At 66.2% G+C, this 21,330-nt stretch carries 16 protein-coding genes; 7 read left to right on the top strand and 9 right to left on the bottom strand.

The window, feature by feature from the left end:
• Positions 1-74: 74 nt before the first annotated feature.
• Entirely contained in the window at positions 75-2,213 is a 2,139-nt protein-coding gene (locus BJP62_RS15190) for a TonB-dependent receptor (RefSeq protein WP_070530948.1), read from the bottom strand.
• 384 nt (positions 2,214-2,597) lie between these two features.
• Here BJP62_RS15190 and uvrB point away from each other — a divergent pair, with 384 nt between their 5' ends.
• Both uvrB and BJP62_RS15180 read left to right on the top strand, forming a co-directional pair.
• Positions 2,598-4,616: an excinuclease ABC subunit UvrB gene (gene uvrB, locus BJP62_RS15185; protein ID WP_070530946.1), complete on the top strand. Its 2,019-nt coding sequence runs from the start codon at positions 2,598-2,600 to the stop codon at positions 4,614-4,616.
• Positions 4,617-4,789: 173 nt separating this feature from the next.
• Positions 4,790-5,971, top strand: coding sequence for a carbohydrate-binding protein (locus BJP62_RS15180; RefSeq protein ID WP_070530944.1), 1,182 nt, complete (start codon positions 4,790-4,792; stop codon positions 5,969-5,971).
• Positions 5,972-6,041: 70 nt separating this feature from the next.
• On the opposite strand, the gene BJP62_RS15175 is transcribed toward BJP62_RS15180, so the two are convergent.
• Positions 6,042-6,452 (bottom strand): Spy/CpxP family protein refolding chaperone, encoded by a 411-nt coding sequence (locus BJP62_RS15175; RefSeq protein WP_070530943.1) that lies wholly within the window; start codon positions 6,450-6,452, stop codon positions 6,042-6,044.
• A gap of 245 nt (positions 6,453-6,697) precedes the next feature.
• Between BJP62_RS15175 and BJP62_RS15170 the strand changes: the two genes are divergently transcribed.
• Positions 6,698-7,810, top strand: a complete 1,113-nt coding sequence (locus tag BJP62_RS15170) for a response regulator (RefSeq protein WP_070530941.1) — start codon at positions 6,698-6,700, stop codon at positions 7,808-7,810.
• 33 nt (positions 7,811-7,843) lie between these two features.
• Here the strand turns inward: BJP62_RS15170 and BJP62_RS15165 are convergent, their stop codons facing one another.
• The 3 genes from BJP62_RS15165 to surE all read right to left on the bottom strand — a co-directional run bounded on the left by BJP62_RS15165 (position 7,844) and on the right by surE (position 11,374).
• On the bottom strand, positions 7,844-9,619 hold the full coding sequence (locus BJP62_RS15165) for a GGDEF domain-containing protein (protein WP_070530940.1): 1,776 nt from the start codon (positions 9,617-9,619) through the stop codon (positions 7,844-7,846).
• 139 nt (positions 9,620-9,758) lie between these two features.
• A complete protein-coding gene (locus BJP62_RS15160) occupies positions 9,759-10,406 on the bottom strand; it encodes a hypothetical protein (protein WP_070530938.1) in 648 nt (215 codons plus the stop codon).
• An 11-nt stretch (positions 10,407-10,417) separates the two neighbouring features.
• Entirely contained in the window at positions 10,418-11,374 is a 957-nt protein-coding gene (surE, locus tag BJP62_RS15155; protein WP_070530936.1) for a 5'/3'-nucleotidase SurE, read from the bottom strand.
• Between the two features lie 203 nt (positions 11,375-11,577).
• Here surE and BJP62_RS15150 point away from each other — a divergent pair, with 203 nt between their 5' ends.
• Positions 11,578-12,189 (top strand): TetR/AcrR family transcriptional regulator, encoded by a 612-nt coding sequence (locus BJP62_RS15150; RefSeq protein ID WP_070530934.1) that lies wholly within the window; start codon positions 11,578-11,580, stop codon positions 12,187-12,189.
• A 72-nt stretch (positions 12,190-12,261) separates the two neighbouring features.
• Here BJP62_RS15150 and BJP62_RS15145 read toward each other — a convergent pair whose 3' ends face one another.
• From BJP62_RS15145 to BJP62_RS15135, 4 genes are all read right to left on the bottom strand, one after another.
• On the bottom strand, positions 12,262-13,887 hold the full coding sequence (locus tag BJP62_RS15145; RefSeq protein WP_070530933.1) for an NAD+ synthase: 1,626 nt from the start codon (positions 13,885-13,887) through the stop codon (positions 12,262-12,264).
• A gap of 287 nt (positions 13,888-14,174) precedes the next feature.
• Positions 14,175-14,426 (bottom strand): hypothetical protein, encoded by a 252-nt coding sequence (locus tag BJP62_RS18540; RefSeq protein ID WP_145927227.1) that lies wholly within the window; start codon positions 14,424-14,426, stop codon positions 14,175-14,177.
• Between the two features lie 400 nt (positions 14,427-14,826).
• A complete protein-coding gene (locus BJP62_RS15140) occupies positions 14,827-17,739 on the bottom strand; it encodes an HD domain-containing phosphohydrolase (protein ID WP_070530931.1) in 2,913 nt (970 codons plus the stop codon).
• 171 nt (positions 17,740-17,910) lie between these two features.
• A complete protein-coding gene (locus tag BJP62_RS15135) occupies positions 17,911-18,117 on the bottom strand; it encodes a DUF1289 domain-containing protein (protein WP_070530930.1) in 207 nt (68 codons plus the stop codon).
• A 168-nt stretch (positions 18,118-18,285) separates the two neighbouring features.
• Between BJP62_RS15135 and BJP62_RS15130 the strand changes: the two genes are divergently transcribed.
• The 3 genes from BJP62_RS15130 (at position 18,286) to BJP62_RS18155 (ending at position 21,291) form a co-directional block, all read left to right on the top strand.
• Entirely contained in the window at positions 18,286-19,149 is an 864-nt protein-coding gene (locus BJP62_RS15130; protein ID WP_070530928.1) for a UDP-2,3-diacylglucosamine diphosphatase, read from the top strand.
• Positions 19,146-20,189 carry a glycosyltransferase family 1 protein gene (locus BJP62_RS15125; protein ID WP_070530926.1) on the top strand — a complete coding sequence of 348 codons (1,044 nt, stop codon included), beginning with the start codon at positions 19,146-19,148 and terminating at the stop codon, positions 20,187-20,189. The genes BJP62_RS15130 and BJP62_RS15125 overlap by 4 nt, the downstream gene beginning before the upstream one ends.
• A gap of 205 nt (positions 20,190-20,394) precedes the next feature.
• Positions 20,395-21,291 carry a DUF2971 domain-containing protein gene (locus tag BJP62_RS18155; RefSeq protein WP_168163844.1) on the top strand — a complete coding sequence of 299 codons (897 nt, stop codon included), beginning with the start codon at positions 20,395-20,397 and terminating at the stop codon, positions 21,289-21,291.
• Positions 21,292-21,330 lie beyond the last annotated feature (39 nt).

Raw genomic sequence — 21,330 nt, 5'->3', positions numbered from 1 at the left:
CCGGCCCTGCACCGCAGGTCGAATGCGTCGCGCAGCGAGGAGGGCAACGCCGCCGCGGACGGCCCGGCGCCCGCTCAGAACCGCACGGCCAGGCCGGCCCTGGCGCTGCGCCGCCCTTGCGGCGCGATGTCACGGGTCAGCGAGCTCGCGTAGCGGATTTCCTCGTTGCTCAGGTTGTCGCCACGCAGATAGGTCGTCCAGTCGGTTGCGCCATTGCGGAAGCGGTAGCTGAGCGCCACGTTGGCCACGGTGTACGCGTCGCTGGGCGTGTCGTTCTGCGGCACACGGTCCTGCTCGGCCGCGTGCAGCACTTCGGCGCGCAGCGACAGCGGTCCCCGGCCGTAGACGATCGCGCCGTTCAGGCGCAGCGGCGGAATGCGCGGCAATGCCTCGCCGGAATCCCGCTGCTCGCCCCGGGTCACATCCCCCCACACCTGCAGGTCGATCGACTGCGCCGCGTTCTGGAACACGCGCCAGTTGCTGTCGAGCTCGAAGCCGTACAGCTTGGCCGGCACGCCCTCGTAGGCGTATTCCGGCGACTCGCCCTCGCGCTGCACCTTGCCGCAGTGGTCGTGATCGCCGTGCGAATGGCACCAGCGGCCGGTACGCTCGAGCGCGATGAAATTGGCGAAGTGGCTGTAATAACCGCCAAGCGAGAGCCGGTCGGCGCCGGCCCGGTAACGCAAGGCCGCATCCAGCGAGCCGGCTTTTTCCTTGCCGGCATCCGGATCGCCACGCTCGAACGTGCCGGTGGCGACGTGTTCGCCGTTGGCATACAGCTCGTACTGGCTCGGCGCGCGCTCGGTGTACGCCGCGTTGCCGGCGAGCGACCAGCCGCCGGCGAGCGGCTGCACGACGCCGGCCGACAGCGAGCCGGCGGTGAACGAGCGCGACTCGCTGTTCTTGAAGCGGCGGTTGTCCGAGGCGTTCGGGCTGAGGCTGCTGTAGTCGATCCGGCCCCCAAGGCTGAACTGCGCCGTCGCCGCCTGCCACTGCTCGAGCACGAACAGCGCGATCTTTTGCGTTTCGGTATCGGGCACGAAGGCTTCCTCGCCCAGCGCCGAGAATCGTGTCTGGCCGAACTGCACGCCGACGACGCCGGTCAGCGCGCCGACGGCGGCATGGCGCCCTTCGATCCGTGCGTCGTAGCCGCGATTGCCGAAGGTCGTACCCACCTCGCTGCCGTGCAGTTCCTGATGGCCGTAATCGGTGTAGGCCAGATCGGCCTTGACGTCGGTGAACGGACCGGCCAGCCCGTTTTTGGCGAACGCCAGCGAAAACCGGTCCTGCTTCAGGTCCAGACGTACGTCCTCCTCAGCCACCGAACCGTAGTTGCTGCGGTAGCCGCTGTAGGCGAAGCCCAGATGGCCGTCGTCCCAGGTCCGCGACACGCCGAACGCCCCGCCATGCGCGCGGCTGTCGCTGTTGGGCAGCCGGCCCTGTGGCGACTCGGGCTCCGACGCCTCGTGCCCGTGCTCGTCTTCTTCGCCATGTTCATGGCCGTGCTGCGGCGGCTGATAGCTGCCCTGCCCGGCACGCTGGCGCTCGGACCAGGCATAGCCGGGGATGCGCAGGTCGTCGCTGCGGCGGCCGAACACGTCGACGTGCACGGCGTAGTCGCCGTTGCCGGCGTCGATACGGGCACCGCCAACGCGCTCGTTGGCCGCGCCACCGTATTCAAGCCGCGCGGCACCGGACACGCCGTCGAGCTGCGCCGACGGAATGCGGTTGTCCAGCGTGTTGACGACGCCACCGATGGCGTTGCCGCCGTACAGCAGTGCGGCCGGGCCGCGGACGATTTCGATGCGTTCGGCAACGGCGACATCCTGCGCGACCGCGTGGTCGTACGACAGCGCCGAAGCATCCAGCGCCCCCATGCCGTTCTGCAACAGCAGAATCCGGTCGCCGTCGAGCCCGCGGATCACCGGCCGGCTGGCACCGGGGCCGAACGACGTCGATGCGACACCGGGCAGGCCGGTCAGCACTTCGCCCAGCGTGCCGGCGTCGCGCAGCAACAGCGCATCCCCGGCCAGCTGGGTGACCGGTACGGCCAGATCGCCGTTGCCGAGCGGATTGGCGGTGACCACCAAGGGCGCGAGCGTGGTCTCCGTTTTCCGCTCGTCGGCCAGCACGGCCGGTGAAAACGCCAGGGTAAAAGCCGCGAGCAGCGGCGTCAGCGGACGCGCCCGCAACGGGCGGTGAGGGTGAGACATGACAACTCCATGGGTTCGGGATGGCAGCCGAAAGCGGCCCGGCCCGGCGATGCCGCGGGGCCGGGCGCCGCCACCGGGGTCGACGAGAGGTCTGTCGGCGCTCGCCGGCACGAGGGGGGCGTGCACGGCCGGCAGAACCGGCGCATCGGCAAGGCAGACAGGTTCAAACCGGGCCACAAATGCAACTCAGTTTCAACAAGCATCTCATAAATGCAACTGTGTTGCATATATCAATGGCATTCGGCTGTATTTGCCAAGCGTCATTGCCCCCTGAACCGGCGTGCGGAAGGATTTTGACCCGGAGCCCGGCTTGCCCCTGCAAGCCGGCGGGCCGGGCGCGTACAATCGACCGCATTCGCGCCCGAGACGCGCCCGAGACCGATCATGTTCGTCGAATTCCCGAATTCACCGTACAAGCTGTTCCAGCCCTTCCCGCCTGCCGGCGACCAGCCGACGGCGATCGCCGGGCTGATCGACGGCATCGAAGACGGCCTCAAGTACCAGACGCTGCTCGGCGTCACCGGCTCGGGCAAGACCTACACGATGGCCAACGTCATCGCCCGCACCGGCCGGCCGGCGATCGTGATGGCGCCGAACAAGACGCTGGCGGCGCAGCTCTACGCCGAGTTCCGCGAGTTCTTCCCCGAGAACGCCGTCGAGTACTTCGTCAGCTACTACGACTATTACCAGCCCGAAGCCTACGTGCCGAGCCGCGACCTGTTCATCGAGAAGGACTCGGCGATCAACGAGCACATCGAGCAGATGCGTTTGAGCGCGACCAAGGCGATGCTCGAGCGGCCGGACTGCATCATCGTCGCCACCGTCTCGGCGATCTACGGTATCGGCGACCCGTCCGACTACCACAAGATGATCCTGCACCTCAAAGAGGGCGAGAAGCACGCGCAGCGCGACATCATCAAGCGGCTCACCGCGATGCAGTACGACCGCAACGAAACCGACTTCGCCCGCGGCACCTTCCGCGTCCGCGGCGACGTGATCGACATCTTTCCGGCCGAAAACGCCGAGCTGGCGCTGCGGATCTCGCTGTTCGACGACGAGATCGAGACGCTGCAGCTGTTCGACCCGCTGACCGGCCACATCCGCCAGCGCGCGGGCCGCTACACGGTGTTCCCGTCCAGCCATTACGTGACGCCGCGCGACACGGTTTTGCGCGCGGTCGAGACGATCAAGGAAGAGCTGCGCACCCGGCTCGAGTTCTATTACAGGGAGCAGAAACTGGTCGAAGCGCAGCGGCTCGAACAGCGCACGCGTTTCGATCTGGAAATGCTCGGCGAAATGGGCTTTTGCAAGGGGATCGAGAATTACTCGCGGCATTTCTCGGGCAAGAAACCCGGGGAGGCGCCGCCGACGCTGATCAACTACCTGCCCGAAGGCGCGCTGATGTTCCTCGACGAATCGCACGTGATGATCGGCCAGGTCGGCGCGATGTACAAAGGCGACCGCTCGCGCAAGGAGAACCTCGTCGACTACGGCTTCCGGCTGCCCTCCGCCCTGGACAACCGGCCGCTGAAGTTCGAGGAGTTCGAGCACATGATGCCGCAGACGGTGTTCGTCTCGGCCACCCCGGCCGCCTACGAGAAAGAGCATCAGGGCCAGGTCGTCGAACAGGTGGTGCGGCCGACCGGCCTCGTCGACCCGCGCATCGAAGTCCGCCCGGTGACGACCCAAGTCGACGACCTGCTCTCGGAGATCAGGAAGCGCACCGCCGAAAACGAGCGCGTGCTGGTGACGACGCTGACCAAGCGCATGTCGGAACAGCTGACCGAATACCTCGACGAACACGGCGTGAAGGTGCGCTACCTGCACTCGGACATCGATACGGTCGAGCGCGTCGAGATCCTGCGCGACCTGCGCCTCGGCGTGTTCGACGTGCTGGTCGGCATCAACCTGCTGCGCGAGGGGCTCGACATCCCCGAGGTGTCGCTGGTGGCGATCCTCGACGCCGACAAGGAAGGCTTCCTGCGAAGCGAGCGCAGCCTGATCCAGACCATCGGCCGCGCCGCGCGCAACCTCAACGGCACGGCGATCCTCTACGCCGACCGGATCACCGAGTCGATGAAGAAGGCGATCGACGAAACCGAGCGCCGCCGCGCCAAGCAGATCGCCTTCAACGAGGCCAACGGCATCGTGCCGAAATCGGTGACCAAGCGGATCAAGGACATCATCGACGGCGTCTACAACGCCGAGGATGCCGCCGCCGCGCGGATCGAGGCCAAGCGCCACCGGCTGGTCGAGGAGATGGACGAGAAGGACCTGTCCAAGGAACTCAAGCGCATCGAGAAGGACATGATGACCGCGGCAAAGAACCTCGAATTCGAGAAGGCTGCGCAACTGCGCGACCAGCTCAAGGTGCTGCGCGAGCGGGCCTTCGGCCACCAGTAAACCCCCATGTCCACCTGACCGGCCGACCGGCCGACCGGCCGCCCGGCCCCGCGCCCGTCGGCCTGACGGCCGGTGCACGCCGGTCGTCGCCGACCGGTGTGCCCGCCCCGACATTATGCTTTTGGCATGATGAGCGGCGCGCATCTGCGCGACTCAATCAGGATGGACATTTCATGCGAACGACTTCGGCCGCCGCAGCCATTGCAATGCTGGCAAGCGCCTGCCTCGCCGCGGCACCGGCCTGGCAAAACGACCAAGCCTATCAGGCCGGCGATACGGTGACCGTTGCTGGCACCGACTACCGCGCCCAGTGGTGGACCCAGGGGCAGCCCCCGCAATCCCACGCCGGCGCCCCCGGCAGCGGCCAGCCGTGGCTGCGGCTCGACCCGACCCAGCCGCCGCTCGCCTGCGGCGACGTCTGGCGCGGCCAGACCGCCTACACCGGCAACGCGATCGTCAGCCGGCAGGGGCGCAACTATCTCGCCAACTGGTGGACGCAGGGCAGCGATCCGGCCGCCGGCGAGAGCCGCGCAGTGTGGCGCGACCTGGGCGCCTGCAACTACGTCAGCCAGTACACGTTCACGCTCGCGTCGACGCGGGTGCAGCCGCTGACGTTCGGCCCTCATACGGCGGGCGCCGATTATCCGGTCGAGGTGATGCTGCCGGACGGCTTCCAGCCCGACCGGGCGTATCCGGTGCTGTACGTGCTCGACTGGTTCCTCGTCGCCGATACCTTCAAGCAGCAGCATCGGGCACTGAGCGATGCCGGCAGCGTGCAGCCGTTCATCGTGGTCGGCATCGGCTGCGCCGACGCCGAAGCGGCGTGCTGGCTGCGCCGGGAACGCGACTACACACCGAGCTACTGGCTGCCCGAGGAACATTACCTCGGCAACACCGACCCCGAACTGCGCATCACCGGCGGCGGCGCCAACTTCCTGGCCTTCCTCAAGCACGAGCTCATTCCGCGCATCGAAACGCGCTACCTGAGCCAGCCGGCGGAACGCGGCATTCACGGCACCTCGCTCAGCGCACTGCTGGCCAGCCATGCGCTGGTGCACGACAGCGAGACGTTCGGCCATTACCTCGTCAACAGCCCGGCGCTCTGGTATCACGACGGCCTGCTGGCCGGCGAAGCGCAAGCCAGCCCCGCCGGGCAGTACAGCGGTGTCCAAAAGGTTTACCTGAGCATGGGCAGCCTGGAAGAAGGCCCCAATCTGCTCGATACCGCCAACTTTGCGGCAACGCTTGGCGACAAGGGGCTCGCGGTACGGCACAGCGTGCTGCAGGGGCAGACCCATTATTCGGCGGCCGAGGTCGCCAGCACCGAGGGCCTGCGCTACGCCTATCCCCGCTGAGCAGGCAAGCGCGCGGCATGGCGAGCCGGCCCCGCCCGCCATGCCGCCATGCCGCCGGCCGCCGCAGCGCTCAGTCCGCGGCGAGTTCCTTCTTGAACAGCTCGGCAAAGTGCTGGCGCTGCTCGCCGGTCAGCACCTGGCTGATGTCGAACAGCGCCTTGACGCGGATATAGGTCACCTGGTTGTCGACGTCGCCGACGGCGTCGATCCGGTTCCTGGCGCGGGTTTCGTCCCACTTGCCGGCCTTGATCATGTCGCGGAACACGCCGGGCTCGATCTTGCTGGTGTCGACGGCAGCGATACGCTTCTGCTCGTCCTTCCTGATCGCGTCGATCCGCTGCTGCTGCGCCTTGCTCAGATTGAGTTCGCTCGCGAGCGAAGGGGCCGGCGCGTCGTCGCCCGCCGCGGCGTCGGCGGCGAACACCGTCGACACGGGCAGGAGCAGTGCGGTAGCGAGCATGAGGGTCTTGATCGTTTTCATCGTCGTTCCTGGGTTAGTGGCGGACTGAAGTCACGGGCATCTTCGCCTTGCCGCCACCGCAAGCCAAGTGGTTTATTTACACAACCAGATGACGCAAGCGGGACCGGCCGGAACGCCGCGTCAGCCGGCCCCGGCCGAGGGTGTCGCCACGATGCCGCAAGCCGCGTCCTGTCATTTTCAAACGGCAGCGCGGCGGCAAGCTGCTGTGCTAGGCTGACGATCAGCCTGAAAGCCACGAGGTATGCATGTCCACCGAACTCGCTCCCCTGCCCCGCCTGCTGATCGTCGACGATTCACGCATCGTCCGCGCCACGGTCAGGAAGCACCTCGCCGGCGCCTACGACGTCATCGAGGAAAACGACGGGCTGGCGGGCTGGCAACGAGCCCAGCAGGACGACACGATCCGGCTGCTGATCTCCGACCTGTCGATGCCCGAACTCGACGGCCTGGGCCTGCTGGACAAATTGCGCAGCAGCGCCGACCCGCGCCTGAACCAGCTGCCGGTGATCATCATCTCCGGCGAGGAGGACGAAGCGACGCGCGAACGCTGCGTGGCGCATGGCGCCAACGACTTCATCACCAAATCGACCGACCGCAGCGAGATGCTCGCGCGCGTTCACGCCAATATCGAGCTCGCCGACCGGCAGCACGCGCTCGAAGCCGCGCGCGCGCAGCAGGCGCAAACGGCGACGCATGACAACACCGGCGCAGGCAGCCCGCACCTGCTGTCGCTGCAGGCCGACCAGGCGCTCGCCTACGCACAGCGCCACGGCACGACGGTATCGCTGCTGCTGCTGCAGCTCGACCGCTTCGACCTGCTGGCCGAACGCGTCGGCGAGCGGCTGGCCGAACAGCTGCTCGGCGTGTTTGCCAAACACCTGACCGCCAGGCTGCGGCGCGAAGATACCCTCGCCCACGTCGAAGCCGGCCGTTTTGCCGTGCTCTCGCCCGGCGCAACGCTCGCCGAAGCGCAGGTGCTGGCCGAACGCCTGCGCCAGACCGTCCGCGCGGCCCGGCTGAACTTCCGCGGCGACCAGCTGACCGTGACCGCAAGCCTGGCGATCGCCAACAGCGGCCATGACGGCTGTACCGGCGCGGCACGGTTGTTCGACACCGCGCAGTCCCGCCTCGATGCGGCACCCGGCGAAGACCGGATCATCGCCCCGGCCACCGCGGCCGCCAGCCTTGGCCCGGCCGAAGCCCTGCAGCGGCTCGCCCGCGGCGATGCCGACGGCGTGCGTGCCCACCTGCCGGCGCTGCTGGCGCAACTGGCGCCGCTGCTGCGGCTGGCTGGTACGGAAATGGGCGAAGCGGCCGTGCTGGCCGCGATCAAGCAGGAAGAAAAGGTCTCCGCCTAGCTCACGTTCGCGCCGGACGGAAAGGGCAGCCGCTCAGGCCGCGACCGACCAGGGCTGGGCGTGCGGGCCGGTGCGGCGCTCGACGAAGAGCGACGAACCCGGTTCGCGCTTGGCCATCGACTTGGCCACCGCCGCCGCCGCCGCGACCTCGTGGTGGCTGACGAACTCGCCCGGCAGCACGTCGACCAGGCCCGCCGACAGGCTGACGAGGGGATAGCGCTGCATCACCCCGCGCCGGTCGACCGCACTGTAGCCGCGCACCGCGACATGCTCCGGCGAAAAGTGCGACTGCACCGACTGCTCGAACTGCAGCAAGGCGCTCTGGCAGCGCAGCTGCGCATCGTCGGCGCGGAACAGCACGACGAAATCGTCGCCGCCGATATGGCCGACGAAATCGCGCACCGGGTCGGCACAGCCGAGCAGCGTCTCGCCGCACAGCCGGATCAGCGCGTCGCCGCGCGCGTAGCCGTAGACGTCGTTGTACGGCTTGAAATGGTCGAGATCGAAGTAGGCGACCGTGAACGGATGCCGCTCGGCCAGCCAGCGCTCGATCCGCTCCTGGATCGGCACGTTGCCCGGCAACAGGGTCAGCGGGTTGGCGTGCCGGGCCGCATGGACCTGCAGCTCGGTCATCGCCCGCATCAGGTCGTGGCCGGTGCCCATGCCGAGGTAGTTCGCCTGCGAGGTAATGATGAAACCGTCGGCGAGATAGCGCCGCTCGGCCGCGGTGACGAGCTGCGACAGCTCCTGCAGGCTGGTCGTCGCCTCGACGATCAGCGGGCTGCGGTCCATCAGCACGCTGCACGGCCGGTTGCCGAACAGCTCGGGCGTGAACGGCCGGGCGAAGAGCTCGAGCACCTCGTGACGCTTGAGCAGGCCGACCGGGCGGGTGCCGTCGACCACCGGCAGCGCGTACAGCGTCGCGTCGTCGGCGAAGCGGCGGTAGATCGCCTTCGCCGGCTCGTCCGGCGACACCTTGGTGACGTCGACGAGCAGGTCGCCGGCGCTGCCCTGACGGTTGCTCGCCAGTTGCGGCCGCTCGATGCCGTCGAACTCGAGCGCCAGCCGCGGCGGCGGGCTCGCCTGCGGCCGGCCGATCAGGTAGCCCTGCGCCAGCGAGATGCCGATGCCGCGCACGACGTCGAGTTCGTCCGGCGTCTCGATGCCCTCGGCGACGACCCGGGTGCCGGTATTCAGCGCGATATGGTGGATCGAGCGGACGAACTGGCGCTTCTGCGCGTCCTGCCGCAGCCCCTGGATGAAGTACTTGTCGATCTTGACGTACTCGGGCTTGAGTTCGGACCACAGCCGCAGCCCCGAGAACCCCTCGCCCAGATCGTCGATCGCGATCCGGAAACCCATCTCGCGGTAGTGCAGCAGCGCTTCCTTCAGCAGATCGTAGTCGTGCGTCGGCTGCGTTTCGGTCAGTTCGATCACCACGCGCTGCGGCGGCAGGCCGACGTCGCGGAGGATCTCCAGCGTCGCGCCGGGGCGGAAATCCGGGTGGATCAGCGTCGCCGGGCAGACATTGAGGAACAGCTTGCCCGGCAACTGCTCGCGGACGAAGGCGGCGACGACGGTGCGGCGACAGGCGAAGTCGAGCTGCGCCAGCAGGCCGTTTTCCTCGGCGACACGGAACAGGTTGATCGGCGAATGCAGGAAGCTGGTCGACGGCCCGCGCACCAGGCCTTCGTAACCGAACGCTTCGCCGTCGCGCATCGACGCGATCGGCTGGAACAGCGCATTGAGGCGCCCCTGGGCAATGATCTGTTCGAGATCGCCGCGCAGGATTTCGCGACCGTTGGACATGACTGGTTCTGTAGGGGGAAGGTCGACCCAGTCTAGGACCGGGCCATTACGGAAAAATGACAAGTTCATGCCTACACGGTATTTACAGACAAAGAAATCTGAAAACATCGGGCGGCGGCACGCCGCCCGCATGACTTGCTCAGCCCGGATAGGCCCACAGGTCGACGACCCGGTTGCCATCGTCGACGATCAGCCGCAGCTTCGCCGGTGCGTAGTCCGGATCGGCGAACAGCGTTCCGGCAGCCGTGGCGGGCAGGCCGGCGCAGCCGGCGAACGTCAGCGTTACCGCCAGCGCCCCCGGCAGCGTCGACGGGCCGGTCTGGCCGCTGATCCGGCAAGCGCCTTCTCCCGCGGCAATCGCGCCCTGCGCCGACAGCAGGATCGCCGCCACGCCGCCGCCGGCGAGTGGAATCTGGTAGGCCCCGGCGAGCGCGGCGGTGCTGGCCGCCGGACTGGGCCGCGGCTCACGCCCGCTCAGCGTCACCGTGGTATCGACACCGGCCGGCGGCACCGCGCGCCATGTACCGCTGGCGTCCTGCTTGTACAGCGTGCGGGCGGCCTCGTCGGCGTCGTTGACGACCAGCAGGCGGCTGCCGTCGCTGCCGGCGTAGTACTGTCCGGCCGCCGGCGCATCGCCATCGCCGGTCGCCACCGTATAGCTGCCGGCCGGCAGCGCCTCGACGTTGACCTTGGCGGCAGGGGCGTCGGGCCGGCTGCCGTCATCGCCGCCGCAGGCGGCCAGCAGCAGCGCCAGCAGCAGCGGGCTTGCAGTTCGGAATCGCTTCATCACCGCTCCCCTCACTGCGCCAGCAGGTCTTTGAGACGCAGGCGCAACCATTGCTGGGCCTGCGGCCGGGCTTCGTAGCCGACCTGCATCGTCGTCACCGTCGCATAGCCCTTGGCGTTCAGCGCCGACTCGCTGTTCGCATCGGCGGCCGACGGCGTGTTGTTGAGCCTGAACGTCACGCCCGGGTAGGGATACTTGACGCCATAGCCGGTCGAGATCGGGTCCTTGGACAGATCGGCGACGAAGCGCGGCGCCATCGCCGTGTAGCTGCCGAAGCGGCCGAACACCCACTGCACCCTGGCGCTGCCGCCGGCATCGAACTTCGGGAAGTTGACATTGATTGCCGTGCCGGCGGGCATGATCGCACCACTGCCGCGTTTGGCGAGCAAGGCATTGACGAACCTGACCGTCAGCACCGCGGCCTCGTCGGCCAGCGCCGCGTTGTCCTTGGTGTTCGTATCGGCGCTGACCGCGATCGCCGGAATGCCGCGGCTGGCGGCAAAGATCGCATTACTGACGGTGCCCGACGAATTGACGATGCTGCCGAGGTTCTGGCCCTCGTTCGGGCCGGAGATCAGCAGATCGGGCGCCTTGCCCCAGCGCGCCGGGGCCAGCACGTCGAGCCCGTACATCGTCGCCATCACCGGCGTGCCATCGACATAGCTGATGTCGGCGATCGCCGGATCGGTGCCGACCGCCGCCGCGCCGGCCTTGACCGTGCCACCGCGGCAATCCTTCGCCAGCGGCGTCAGCGGCGTCAGGAAGTTGACCGATGCGCCCTTGCCGCTCTGGTCCTGGCACGGTGCCGACACGATCACGTCGTGGCCGGCCGCCTTGAGCCGGGTGTACAGCGCACGCACATTGGCCGCGGTAAAGCCGTCGTCGTTGGACAACAGAATGTTCAGTGCAAAAGCCGGCGTAGCCAGGCCGGATACGACCAGTGCTGCCGCAATGTGACTCGGTTTCATCTCGCTCTCTTGTTGGGCTTGGAGCGCAAAATGAAAACAAATATGTATGTATTTTTGATGAAAGGCAGTACAGGCCAGCATTTCGGTGAGAAAATCGACGCCGGACTTTAATCAAAATGACTATCACTTATGAAATTATGGCGATTGGGTATTGGTATTAACCCTAAGTGATACCGGTACCAATCGGCATAAAATCGCTTCCTATGGCTACTCAAATCGAACGCTCCAGCGCAACCCAGGCCCGGCTGATCGACGCGACCATTTCGCTGCTGGACGAACTCGGCTACGCAAGGCTGAGCGAAACCCGCATCTGCGAGCGCGCCGGCGTCAGCCGCGGCGCGCTGCGCCACCATTTCCCGAGCGGTCGCTACGACCTGCTGCCGGTGGTTGTGGAAAAACTGGTCTCATCCGAGGCCGCGCGCTTTGCCGCGCTTGGCCAGTTGACGCCGCTCGAGCGCGTCCACCTGATGCTGCACAGCACCCTCGCCTACCCCGATCACAGCACCAGCGTCGCGCTGTTGCAGATCTGGATGGCCGCGCGCGGCGATGCCAAGCTGTTCGACGGCGTCGGGCCGATTTTCGACAGCGCGCTGCCCCGCCTCTTCGGCCTCGAGCCCGGCGTACCGCACGACCCGCAGACGCTGGCGTTGCGCTTTCTGCTGCACGGTGCGGCGCTGCACCGCTTCAGCGCCGACTACGACGTGGCCAAGCTGCGCGATGCACTGCGCTGGATGCTGGGCCTGCTCGAGCAGCCGGCAGGCTTCGCCGAACGCTTCGCGTCGTTCACCGGTCAGCGGGCCGTCGAAGCGGTCTGATCCGGGCTACGACGAAAAAAAACGGCGCCGATGGCGCCGTTTTTCATGGGCCACCCGGGGGTGGCACCGGCTTCATTCGCGGTAGCCGTTGGTGATCGGCATCCGCCAGTCCTTGCCGAAGCTGCGGTGGGTGATGCGCGGACCGACCGGCGCCTGGCGGCGCTTGTACTCGTTGATCCTGAGCAGCCGCACCACGCGGTCGACATCGGCCTGGACGAAACCCAGCGCGACGATTTCGGCCCGGCTGAGGTTGCGCTCGACATAGGCCTCGAGGATCGCGTCGAGCACGTCGTACTCGGGCAGCGAATCCTGGTCTTTCTGGTCCGGCCGCAGCTCGGCGCTCGGCGGCCGGGTGATGATGCGCTCGGGAATCACCCCGGCCAGCGCAAACGCATCGGTGCGATTACGCCAGTTCGACAGCCGGTAGACCAGCGTCTTGGCAACGTCCTTGAGCACCGCAAAGCCGCCGGCCATGTCGCCGTACAGCGTCGCGTAGCCGGTGGTCATCTCGCTCTTGTTGCCGGTGGTCAGCACCAGGCTGCCGTGCTTGTTCGACAGCGCCATCAGTAGCGTGCCGCGAATCCGGCTCTGCAGGTTTTCCTCGGTGGTGTCGGGCTGGGTGCCGGCAAACTCGGGCGCGAGCCCGGCCATGAACGCCTCGTACATCGGCCAGATCTCGATTTCCGAGTACTTGCAGCCCAGGCGCCCGATCATCTCGCGCGAGTCGTCGACCGAGATGCCGGCCGTATAGCGCGACGGCATCATCACCGCGTGCACCTTGTCGGCACCGAGTGCGTCGACGGCGATCGCCAGCGTCAGCGCCGAGTCGATCCCGCCCGAGAGGCCGAGCAGCACGCCCGGAAAGCCGTTCTTGCCGATGTAGTCGCGCACGCCGGTCACCAGCGCCTTGTAGACGCTTTCCTCCTCGCTGCATTCGGGCGCGACCTCGCCGAGCTGCAGGTCGCCGTCGAAGTAGTCGGCGTAGGCGAGCGTGGTCGCGAACGGCGCTGCCTGGACGACGACGTCGCCGCTGCGGTTCATCGCGAACGAATGGCCGTCGAACACCAGTTCGTCCTGGCCGCCGACCATGTTGACGTAGACGACCGCGATGCCGTTCTCGTCGACGCGCTGGCGGACCACCTCGTGGCGCTTGTCCTGCTTGGCCTTGTGGTAGGGCGAGGCATTCAGCACCAGCAGCAGCTCGGCCCCCTCGTCGCGCGCGGCGGCGGCCGGCTCGATGTCCCAAACGTCCTCGCAGATCACCACGCCGATGCGGACATCGCCCGCCGCATTCGGCTGCTCGAACACCAGCGGCACGGCGCCGGGCGTGAAGTAGCGGACTTCGTCGAACACCTCGTCGTTCGGCAGCAGCATCTTCTCGTAGCGGCCGAGCACGTTGCCGTCGCGGATCACCGTCGCGGTGTTGTAGCGCTCGTCGCCCGAGGCGCGCGGGTGGCCGACGACCAGGGTGATGCCGTCGACCTCGTCGATCAGCCGGCCGATCGCGCGCGCGCAGTCGGCAAGAAAGCTCGGCCGCAGCAGCAGGTCTTCGGGCGGGTAGCCGGTCAGCACCAGCTCGGGCGTCACCAGCACGTCGGCGCCGGCTTCGCGGGCTTGCTGTGCAGCGGCGAGGATCAGGTCGAGGTTGCCGGCGATATCGCCGACCTTGGGATTGAGCTGCGCAAGGGCGATTTTCATTGGGCGGGTGCCGCGATGGAACAAGCGGGCATTTTACGACACCGCGCCGCCGAGCGCCTTGCCAAGATCGCGGTACGGACCGGCTGCATTTTCCCGACGCCGCTGCCGTCGCGCGCCGCCCGCAGGCGGCCCGATGAGCATGACGTACCGGCCGCGGCAATCCATGCGTCCTGGGCTTGGCGAGCCGGCCAAAGCGGCACGCGGCAGCAGGCCGGCGCGGGTCCTTCGGGCCGGGCGCAAATGCCACGGCGCGGCGGGCTAGCGCCGGCAGGATCCGAAGGTGGCGTTCATGCGGCGGACTTCGCGACGGGCCGGCCATTGCCGTTCGGGCTGTCGGTGTGGTCGAGAACATAAAAGCGCGGGTCGGCGCAGCCACTGATGCGGTAGCCGGCGGCGAGGAGCGGATCGAGCAGTGCCGCTGCCAGCCCGTCGCCCACCATCAAGGCAATGACGGTGGCGCTGCGCGTTGGTCCCGCCGGTGCAGGTCGGGTCGCCATGGCGCCTGGAACGACGGGTAAACACGGCCGGTGTTTGTTCATGCTCACGATCCTTTGACAAGGAGCGGATGGCGCCGGGCACCCTGCAGGGAAACAGCCCTCGTCGGCGCGGTCCATCCAGAACGAATTGGCAGGGCACTCGAAAAAGCACCCGGCGAACTTGCTTTGCTGATTCAGCAAGGCGTGTTCCACAACGCACAACCGATTGTTTTATTTGAGTTAATCGGATCAAAGCGGGCGAGGAAGACCGTGCCGGCGCTGAAACCGTCTCAAGCCTGAGACTTCCAGCCGCGGCCGGCTTGGCGGCCACGACCGGGGAGCCGGGCTATCTGCTTGTTCCGATTGGGAAATCCGGATCGCGCGGCAGTCTCAGCCCCGACACGGACGGTCACGGTCTGGGCTGCGCCACGACCACCGGCCGTAGTGCGTCACGGCGTCGCGCTCAGCCCAGCGCCCTGGCGACGTCGACGTCGTCGATCTGCTCGGGGCGCAGATAGCGCCTGGCATAGTCGAGATAGACGCCACTGTTGAGGAACAGCGCGAACAGCTCGGGGTCGATGTGCGCGTCGTCGCGCATCTTGCTCATGATCGCGATCGACTGCGACAGCGTCTTGCCCTTCTTGTATGGCCGGTCGACCGCGGTCAGCGCCTCGAAGATGTCGGCGATCGCCATCATCCGCGCCGTCGCGCTCATTTCGTCGCGCTTGAGCCGTTTCGGATAGCCCTTGCCGTCCATCTTCTCGTGGTGGCCGCCGGCGATCTCCGGCACGCGCCTGAGGTGGCGCGGGAAGGGCAGCTTCTCGAGCATCACGATGGTCTGGACGATGTGCTCGTTGATCTTGTAGCGGTCCTCGTCCGACAGCGTGCCGCGGCCGATCGCGAGGTTGTGCAGCTCGCCGCGGTTGTAAAGCAGTTCGGGCACGGTCATCCGGAAGCCGTGGCCCTCGGGCAGCGCATCGCGCGGGCTGCGCGGGAAACGGTGCTCGGGCCGGTCGGCCAGCAGCGGCTCGGTCACCGGCAGCGTCTGGGGCACATCGCCCTTCCTGAGCAGCTCGTCGTGCGAAATGCCGAGCCGGTCGTCGAGCGTGCGCTGCCAGCTGCGCGCGGCGATCGCCTGCAGCCGCCCGACCCGCTCGGGCGCCATGAACTCGCCGCCGAGATTGCACTCGGCGACGAAGGCGAACTCGTCGTCGAGTTCTGCCCACTGCTCGCGCAGCCGCGCCGCCAGCGCTTCGCGGTCGCCACCGGCGGCCACCGCCTCGAGCATGGCGATTTCGGCATCGCGCTTGAGCACCTCGAAGCGCATCCGCACCTCGTGGATCCGGTCGTAGATCGTCTCGAGCTTGGTCGCCTTGTCGACGACGTACTCGGGCGTCGTCACCTTGCCGCAGTCGTGCAGCCACGCGGCAATATGCAGTTCCTCCCAGTCGTCGTCGGACAGCGCGAAGCCGGCGAACGGCCCGCTGCTGGCGTTGCACGCGGCGCGCGCGAGCATCTTGGTCAGTTCGGGCACCCGCTGGCAGTGGCCGCCGGTATACGGGCTCTTGGCGTCGATCGCGCCGGCAACGAGCTGGATGAACGATTCGAGCAGCTTCTTCTGTTCGAGGATCAGCCGCTGCGTCTCGATCGTCACCGCCGCCGTGCCCGACAGCGCCTCGACCAGCGTGATCAGCTCGCGGCCGACGCCGTAGCGCAGCACCTTTTCGTCCTGCAGCAGGAAGATGACGCCGACCAGCTCGTCCTGGCGGTTTTTCAGCGGAATCGAGATCGTCGTCAACGGCTTGTCGAAACGGCCGAAGGCACCGTACCAGTCGTTGAGCGTCGGCGTCAGCAAGGACGCCAGCGTGCTGCCGCCACCGGCGGCGATCAGCGCCGGGTGGACGCCGTCGCTGCTCGACGTCAGCGTCGGCAGCGCGCGCGGATCGGCCAGCGCCGCGTCGTCGAGCCTGGCCTGTGCCGGCACCAGCTCGCCGTGTTCGCCGGCGAGGTAGATCACCCCGCCCTTGGCCTGGGCGATCTGCGTCGTTTCCTCGAGGATGCGTGCCAGCAGCGGCTCGAAGCGCTTCTCGGCCGCCATCGCCTCGCCGATGTCGAGGAAGTTGTGGATCGTCGACTTCATCAGCGCCATCGCCTGTGCCAGCTCGTCGATCTCGGAGATGAACGACGTGATCGGCGCCGATCTGCCGAAGCGCATCGCGCGGATCTGCTGCGCCTCTTCGGTCAACGCCTTCAAGGGGCGCGACGCCAGCTTGGAGATCACATAGGCCGCCAGTGCGGCCACCAGCAGGATCGTGATGGCGATCAACAAGGAGCGCGTGCGCAGGCGCTGCGCCTCGAGCAACAGCTCGTTCTGCGGCGCGCCAACCGCCAGCAGCAGCGCATTGCCGCCGCGCAAGGGGATCGGCGCCGCGAAACCGAGCCAGTCCTGCCCGCCGACGCTCAGCGTTTTTGCCGCACCGCGCTCGAACACGGGCTCGATCAGGCGCTCGAGCACCGGCTGTTTCAGCTCGGCCACCCGCGCCTGCCTGACCTGATGATTGCCGGCCTCGCGCATCAGCGTCTGCCCGTTCGATGCGGCAATGACGTGCCCCTTGCCGTCGACGATGCCGAGCACCGCCCCCGGCGTCATCTTCTCCTTGGCGAGCACGGTATCGAGCGCAGCCAGCGTGATGTCGGCGCCGACGACGCTGCGGCCGTTGGCGGTGCGCCGCGACAGCGTGGTGCCGACTTCGCGCGTGGTGAAGAACAGGTAAGGATCGCTGATCTGGTGCGCCGGCCTGCCGATGGCGCTCAGGTACCACGGCCGGGTGCGCGGGTCGAAACGGTAGCCGGGCGCGAAGCGTTTCTCGATCAGGCTCAGGTCGCGGCGGTAATAGAGAAAGGCGCCGTCGCCGTCGACCAGGCTCTGTACCAGGAAGGCCGTACCGGGCGGCAGCGGCTGTGCCGCACCGATCAGCGGCGCACCGGTCAGCTTGCGCACGAGGAAGAAGTCGCCGTTCTCGTAGCCGATGTAGATCGCCGACAGGCTGGGCTGGCTCTGCAGCGCTTCGGTCAGGTAGGCAAGGCTCTCGAGCCGCTCGTCCAGATCGAAGGCGTACATCAGGTGCTGCTGCGCCAAGAGGTCGACCACCGTCAGCGCCGGCGTGTAGATCCCCTCGACGGTGCGGACCGTTTGCGAACCGATCTGGTTGAACAGGCTCTCGGTCGCCGTGAGCAGCATCTGCCGCGTGCTCTGGTACTGGTAGAAGGTGTTGATCAGCGCGTAGACGGTGATCAGTGCGACAAACAGATAGGCGATATGCAGGTGCAGCGGGTAGCTCAGTCGCCGTCTGGTCGCGGCTCGCGGTTCTGGCATGACGGCAGCTCCGTTCGGTACACCTCTGAGCTTAGAGCCTGTTCATGATCTTTTCACAGTCAGCGCCGCGCCGGAAAAAGCGTAATCGTGAGGAATGAGACGCAACCCATCACAATTGGCAAGGCGTACGACGCAGCGAATGCGCCTTGCCGGCACACCGGCGTGGCACGGTCAGCGGCCCAGCCACGGCGGCGTCAGCCCCTGCGCCGCCCAGTGCGCCTCGAGCCGCACCCAGACGGCGTCCTTCTCGGCCTCGCTCATCGACACCCAGTTGGCGACTTCGATATAGGTGCGGCCGCAACCGCGGCAGACGTCGTCGCCGAGCCCGGTCGAGCAGACGGCAATGCAGGGGGTGTCGGGGCGGTGCTTGGCGTTCATGGCCGCGATTTGACGCGAGTTTGCAACAGCCGGCAAGCGCCGGACGGATGCGCGGCGGCGCGGCTGGCCGCCTTTCGGCCAGTGTCATGCATTTGACGCACCGGCGTCACGGCATCGTCACACATGCCTCGCACGATGGGCCCAACCCATCGCAGAGACGCCTATCGAATGAGTGACGCGCCGCTGGCTTTCCGCAGTATCTGGATCTCCGACGTCCACCTCGGCACCGCCGGTTGCCAGGCCGACTACCTGCTCGATTTCCTCAAGCACGCCGAGTGCGAGCACCTCTATCTCGTCGGCGACATCATCGACGGCTGGGCGCTCAAGCGCAGCTGGTACTGGAAACAGAGCCACAACGACGTGATCCAGAAGGTGTTGCGCAAGGCGCGCAAGGGCACGCAGGTCACCTACATCCCCGGCAACCACGACGAAGGCGCGCGGCAGTTCCTCGGGCTGATGTTCGGCGACATCCGCATCGAGGACGAGGTGATCCACACCACCGCCGACGGCCGCCGCTTCCTGATCCTGCACGGCGACCGTTTCGACGGCGTGGTCCAGTGCGCCAAGTGGCTGGCCATCGTCGGCGACCGCGCCTACGGCATCACGCTGCGGCTCAACTACTGGTTCAACCGGCTGCGCGCGCGGCTCGGCCTCGGCTACTGGTCGCTGTCGCAATACCTCAAGCACAAGGTCAAGACCGCGGTGAGCTTCGTCGGCAAGTTCGAGGAGGCCGTCGCCGCCGAGGCCAAGGCGCGCGGCGTCGACGGCGTGATCTGCGGCCACATCCACAAGGCCGAGATGCGCGAGATCGACGGCGTGCTCTATTGCAACGACGGCGACTGGGTCGAAAGCCTGACCGCGCTGGTCGAGACCCACGCCGGCGAGCTGAAGATCATCACCTGGCAGAAGTTCTACGCCGAACAGCAGGCGCCCCGGCTGATCGCCGCGCCCGACAACAGCCTGCAGCCGCAAGCCTTGCCGGTCGGCAAGCACAGCACCGATCTCTCCACGGAAAAAAGGGTTGCCGCATGAACATCCTCATCGTCACCGACGCATGGGAGCCGCAGGTCAACGGCGTGGTGCGCACGCTCAAGCAGACCCGGCGCGAACTCGAAAAGCTCGGCCACAGCGTCGAGCTGATCACGCCGCAGGACTTCACCACCTTCCCCTGCCCGACTTATCCGGAAATCCGCCTCTCGTGGCGGCCGGGCAAGAAGATCGCCGCGCGGATCGAGGCCTTCCGCCCCGATGCGATCCACATCGCCACCGAAGGCCCGCTCGGCCTGGCCGCGCGCAAGTACTGCATCCGGCACAAGCTGCCGTTCACCACCGCCTACCATTCGCGCTTCCCCGAATACGTGCAGCTGCGCTTCGGCATTCCGGTGGCGTGGACCTACCGCTGGCTGGCGCGCTTCCACAACGCCGCCGAAGCAACGATGGCGCCGACCCGCGTCGTCGTCGACGACCTGAAGGCGCGCGGCTTCACCAAGACCGTGATGTGGTCGCGCGGCGTCGACCTCGACATCTTCAAGCCCGTGACGCGCGACAAGCTGCAGACGCGCCGGCCGATCTTCGTCTACGTCGGCCGCGTCGCGGTCGAAAAGAACGTCGAAGCCTTCCTCGAACTCGACCTGCCCGGCTCCAAATGGGTCTGCGGCGACGGCCCCGCCGCCGCCGCGCTCAAGGCCAAGTACCCGGGCGTCAACTGGCTGGGCGTGCTGAGCCAGGACGAACTCGCCGAGGTCTACAGCGCCGCCGACGTGTTCGTGTTCCCGAGCCGCACCGACACCTTCGGCCTCGTCCTGCTCGAAGCCATGGCCTGCGGCTGCCCGGTGGCCGCCTACCCGGTGACCGGGCCGATCGACGTCATCGGCAACGACGGCCCCGGCGCGCTGCAGGACGACCTGCAGGCCGCCTGCCTTGCCGCATTGAAGATCGACCGCAACGAAGTCCGCCGCTTCGCCGAACGCTTCTCGTGGGCCGCCGCCAGCCGGCAGTTCCTCTCCCACCTGCACCCGTTCACCCCGGCCGCGCAGCAGGAGTTGCAGTTGAGTATGCAGGCGGCGAAGTAAGCACAACCGCAGACCCGCCCCATCAAGGCCGCGCTCAACAAGCGCGGCCTTGATGCATTTCGCACCACTCGTCCTCGCTACCGCATGCCTCGGCACTGCGCACGTGTAAACTCGCAACAATACTGAAAGCAATTGGCATTCTGTCGATGTTATCGGACATGTCGCCTATTTCTTTATTTACCCTGTAATGCACCACACTAAAACCATGACGCACCCAGAAAAACTCTATAAGTACACCTCGTCCAACACTGCTTTGATCGTCTTACAGAACTCTCGCCTAAGATGGTCAAGCCCATTGCTTTTCAACGATCCGGCCGAGTTCCAGCGCATGCCACGCTTTGAGCCAACGATTGCCGAAGCTTCTAAAGAATTCCCTGAAACTCTGCTTAAAATAGCGACTGAGAAAACCAATATTGACGAGTCAACCCTTTCTCCATCCGCAAGACTCTTACTTAGAATCACAAGAGAGCTAATTATTCAAAAAATTCCTAACGCAGAAATAATTGCCGCACTTGCTACACCTAGAAATGAAGACCCAGATACCTATGTAGCATCTGGCCTGCGTGATTTTATCGGAAGCGCGCTCTTATCCACTGCACGGGTAATTTGTCTCACAACCAATCACAGCAACGATGCAATGTGGGCAAATTACGCCGAGGGTCATAAGGGGTGTGTTCTAGGATTTAGGCACATTCCAGAGTTGTCTACGCCATTTCTTGAAGCAAAACAAACAAGATACTCTGAAAGCCCTCCAGTAGTTGGAGCGGGGCTTGACTTTCTTCTTTATGGAGATACCAAGCAGCTGAGAGAATCTACGATGAGAGCTATTTGCTATACAAAAAAATCTGAATGGGCATACGAACAAGAATGGCGAGCTATTACGTGGCGCCCAAATGAAGGAGACTCACAATTTGGTGATTACAAATTTCATCCTAATGAACTAGAATCGGTAACTCTCGGGACAAAAATTTCGCCAGACACGGAGTTGATCATCAAGCAGTTATTGCGAGACATCTACCCATCTTGCAGCTTATATCGTTTAGAAATGAAAAATGGCGAGACGATTCGCACCCCCATAAACCACTGCGTAAGTGATGCATAACAATTCGCTCAAAGCGCTAACTTCGTTCTCCGAGACGGT

This window comes from Jeongeupia sp. USM3, from assembly GCF_001808185.1.
In the GTDB taxonomy this organism is placed as follows: domain Bacteria; phylum Pseudomonadota; class Gammaproteobacteria; order Burkholderiales; family Chitinibacteraceae; genus Jeongeupia.
This window is presented reverse-complemented; position numbering and strand designations above follow the sequence as displayed.

Bases quoted from the DNA above. Each gene is read 5' to 3' on its own strand.
- surE (WP_070530936.1), bottom strand. From the start codon at position 11,374: ATGAAACCGAGTCACATTGCGGCAGCACTGGTCGTATCCGGCCTGGCT.
- BJP62_RS15170 (WP_070530941.1), top strand. From the start codon at position 6,698: ATGTCCACCGAACTCGCTCCCCTGCCCCGCCTGCTGATCGTCGACGAT.
- uvrB (WP_070530946.1), top strand. From the start codon at position 2,598: ATGTTCGTCGAATTCCCGAATTCACCGTACAAGCTGTTCCAGCCCTTC.
- BJP62_RS15125 (WP_070530926.1), top strand. From the start codon at position 19,146: ATGAACATCCTCATCGTCACCGACGCATGGGAGCCGCAGGTCAACGGC.
- BJP62_RS15150 (WP_070530934.1), top strand. From the start codon at position 11,578: ATGGCTACTCAAATCGAACGCTCCAGCGCAACCCAGGCCCGGCTGATC.
- BJP62_RS18155 (WP_168163844.1), top strand. From the start codon at position 20,395: ATGACGCACCCAGAAAAACTCTATAAGTACACCTCGTCCAACACTGCT.
- BJP62_RS15145 (WP_070530933.1), bottom strand. From the start codon at position 13,887: ATGAAAATCGCCCTTGCGCAGCTCAATCCCAAGGTCGGCGATATCGCC.
- BJP62_RS18540 (WP_145927227.1), bottom strand. From the start codon at position 14,426: ATGAACAAACACCGGCCGTGTTTACCCGTCGTTCCAGGCGCCATGGCG.
- BJP62_RS15130 (WP_070530928.1), top strand. From the start codon at position 18,286: ATGAGTGACGCGCCGCTGGCTTTCCGCAGTATCTGGATCTCCGACGTC.
- BJP62_RS15190 (WP_070530948.1), bottom strand. From the start codon at position 2,213: ATGTCTCACCCTCACCGCCCGTTGCGGGCGCGTCCGCTGACGCCGCTG.
- BJP62_RS15165 (WP_070530940.1), bottom strand. From the start codon at position 9,619: ATGTCCAACGGTCGCGAAATCCTGCGCGGCGATCTCGAACAGATCATT.
- BJP62_RS15140 (WP_070530931.1), bottom strand. From the start codon at position 17,739: ATGCCAGAACCGCGAGCCGCGACCAGACGGCGACTGAGCTACCCGCTG.
- BJP62_RS15160 (WP_070530938.1), bottom strand. From the start codon at position 10,406: ATGAAGCGATTCCGAACTGCAAGCCCGCTGCTGCTGGCGCTGCTGCTG.
- BJP62_RS15135 (WP_070530930.1), bottom strand. From the start codon at position 18,117: ATGAACGCCAAGCACCGCCCCGACACCCCCTGCATTGCCGTCTGCTCG.
- BJP62_RS15180 (WP_070530944.1), top strand. From the start codon at position 4,790: ATGCGAACGACTTCGGCCGCCGCAGCCATTGCAATGCTGGCAAGCGCC.
- BJP62_RS15175 (WP_070530943.1), bottom strand. From the start codon at position 6,452: ATGAAAACGATCAAGACCCTCATGCTCGCTACCGCACTGCTCCTGCCC.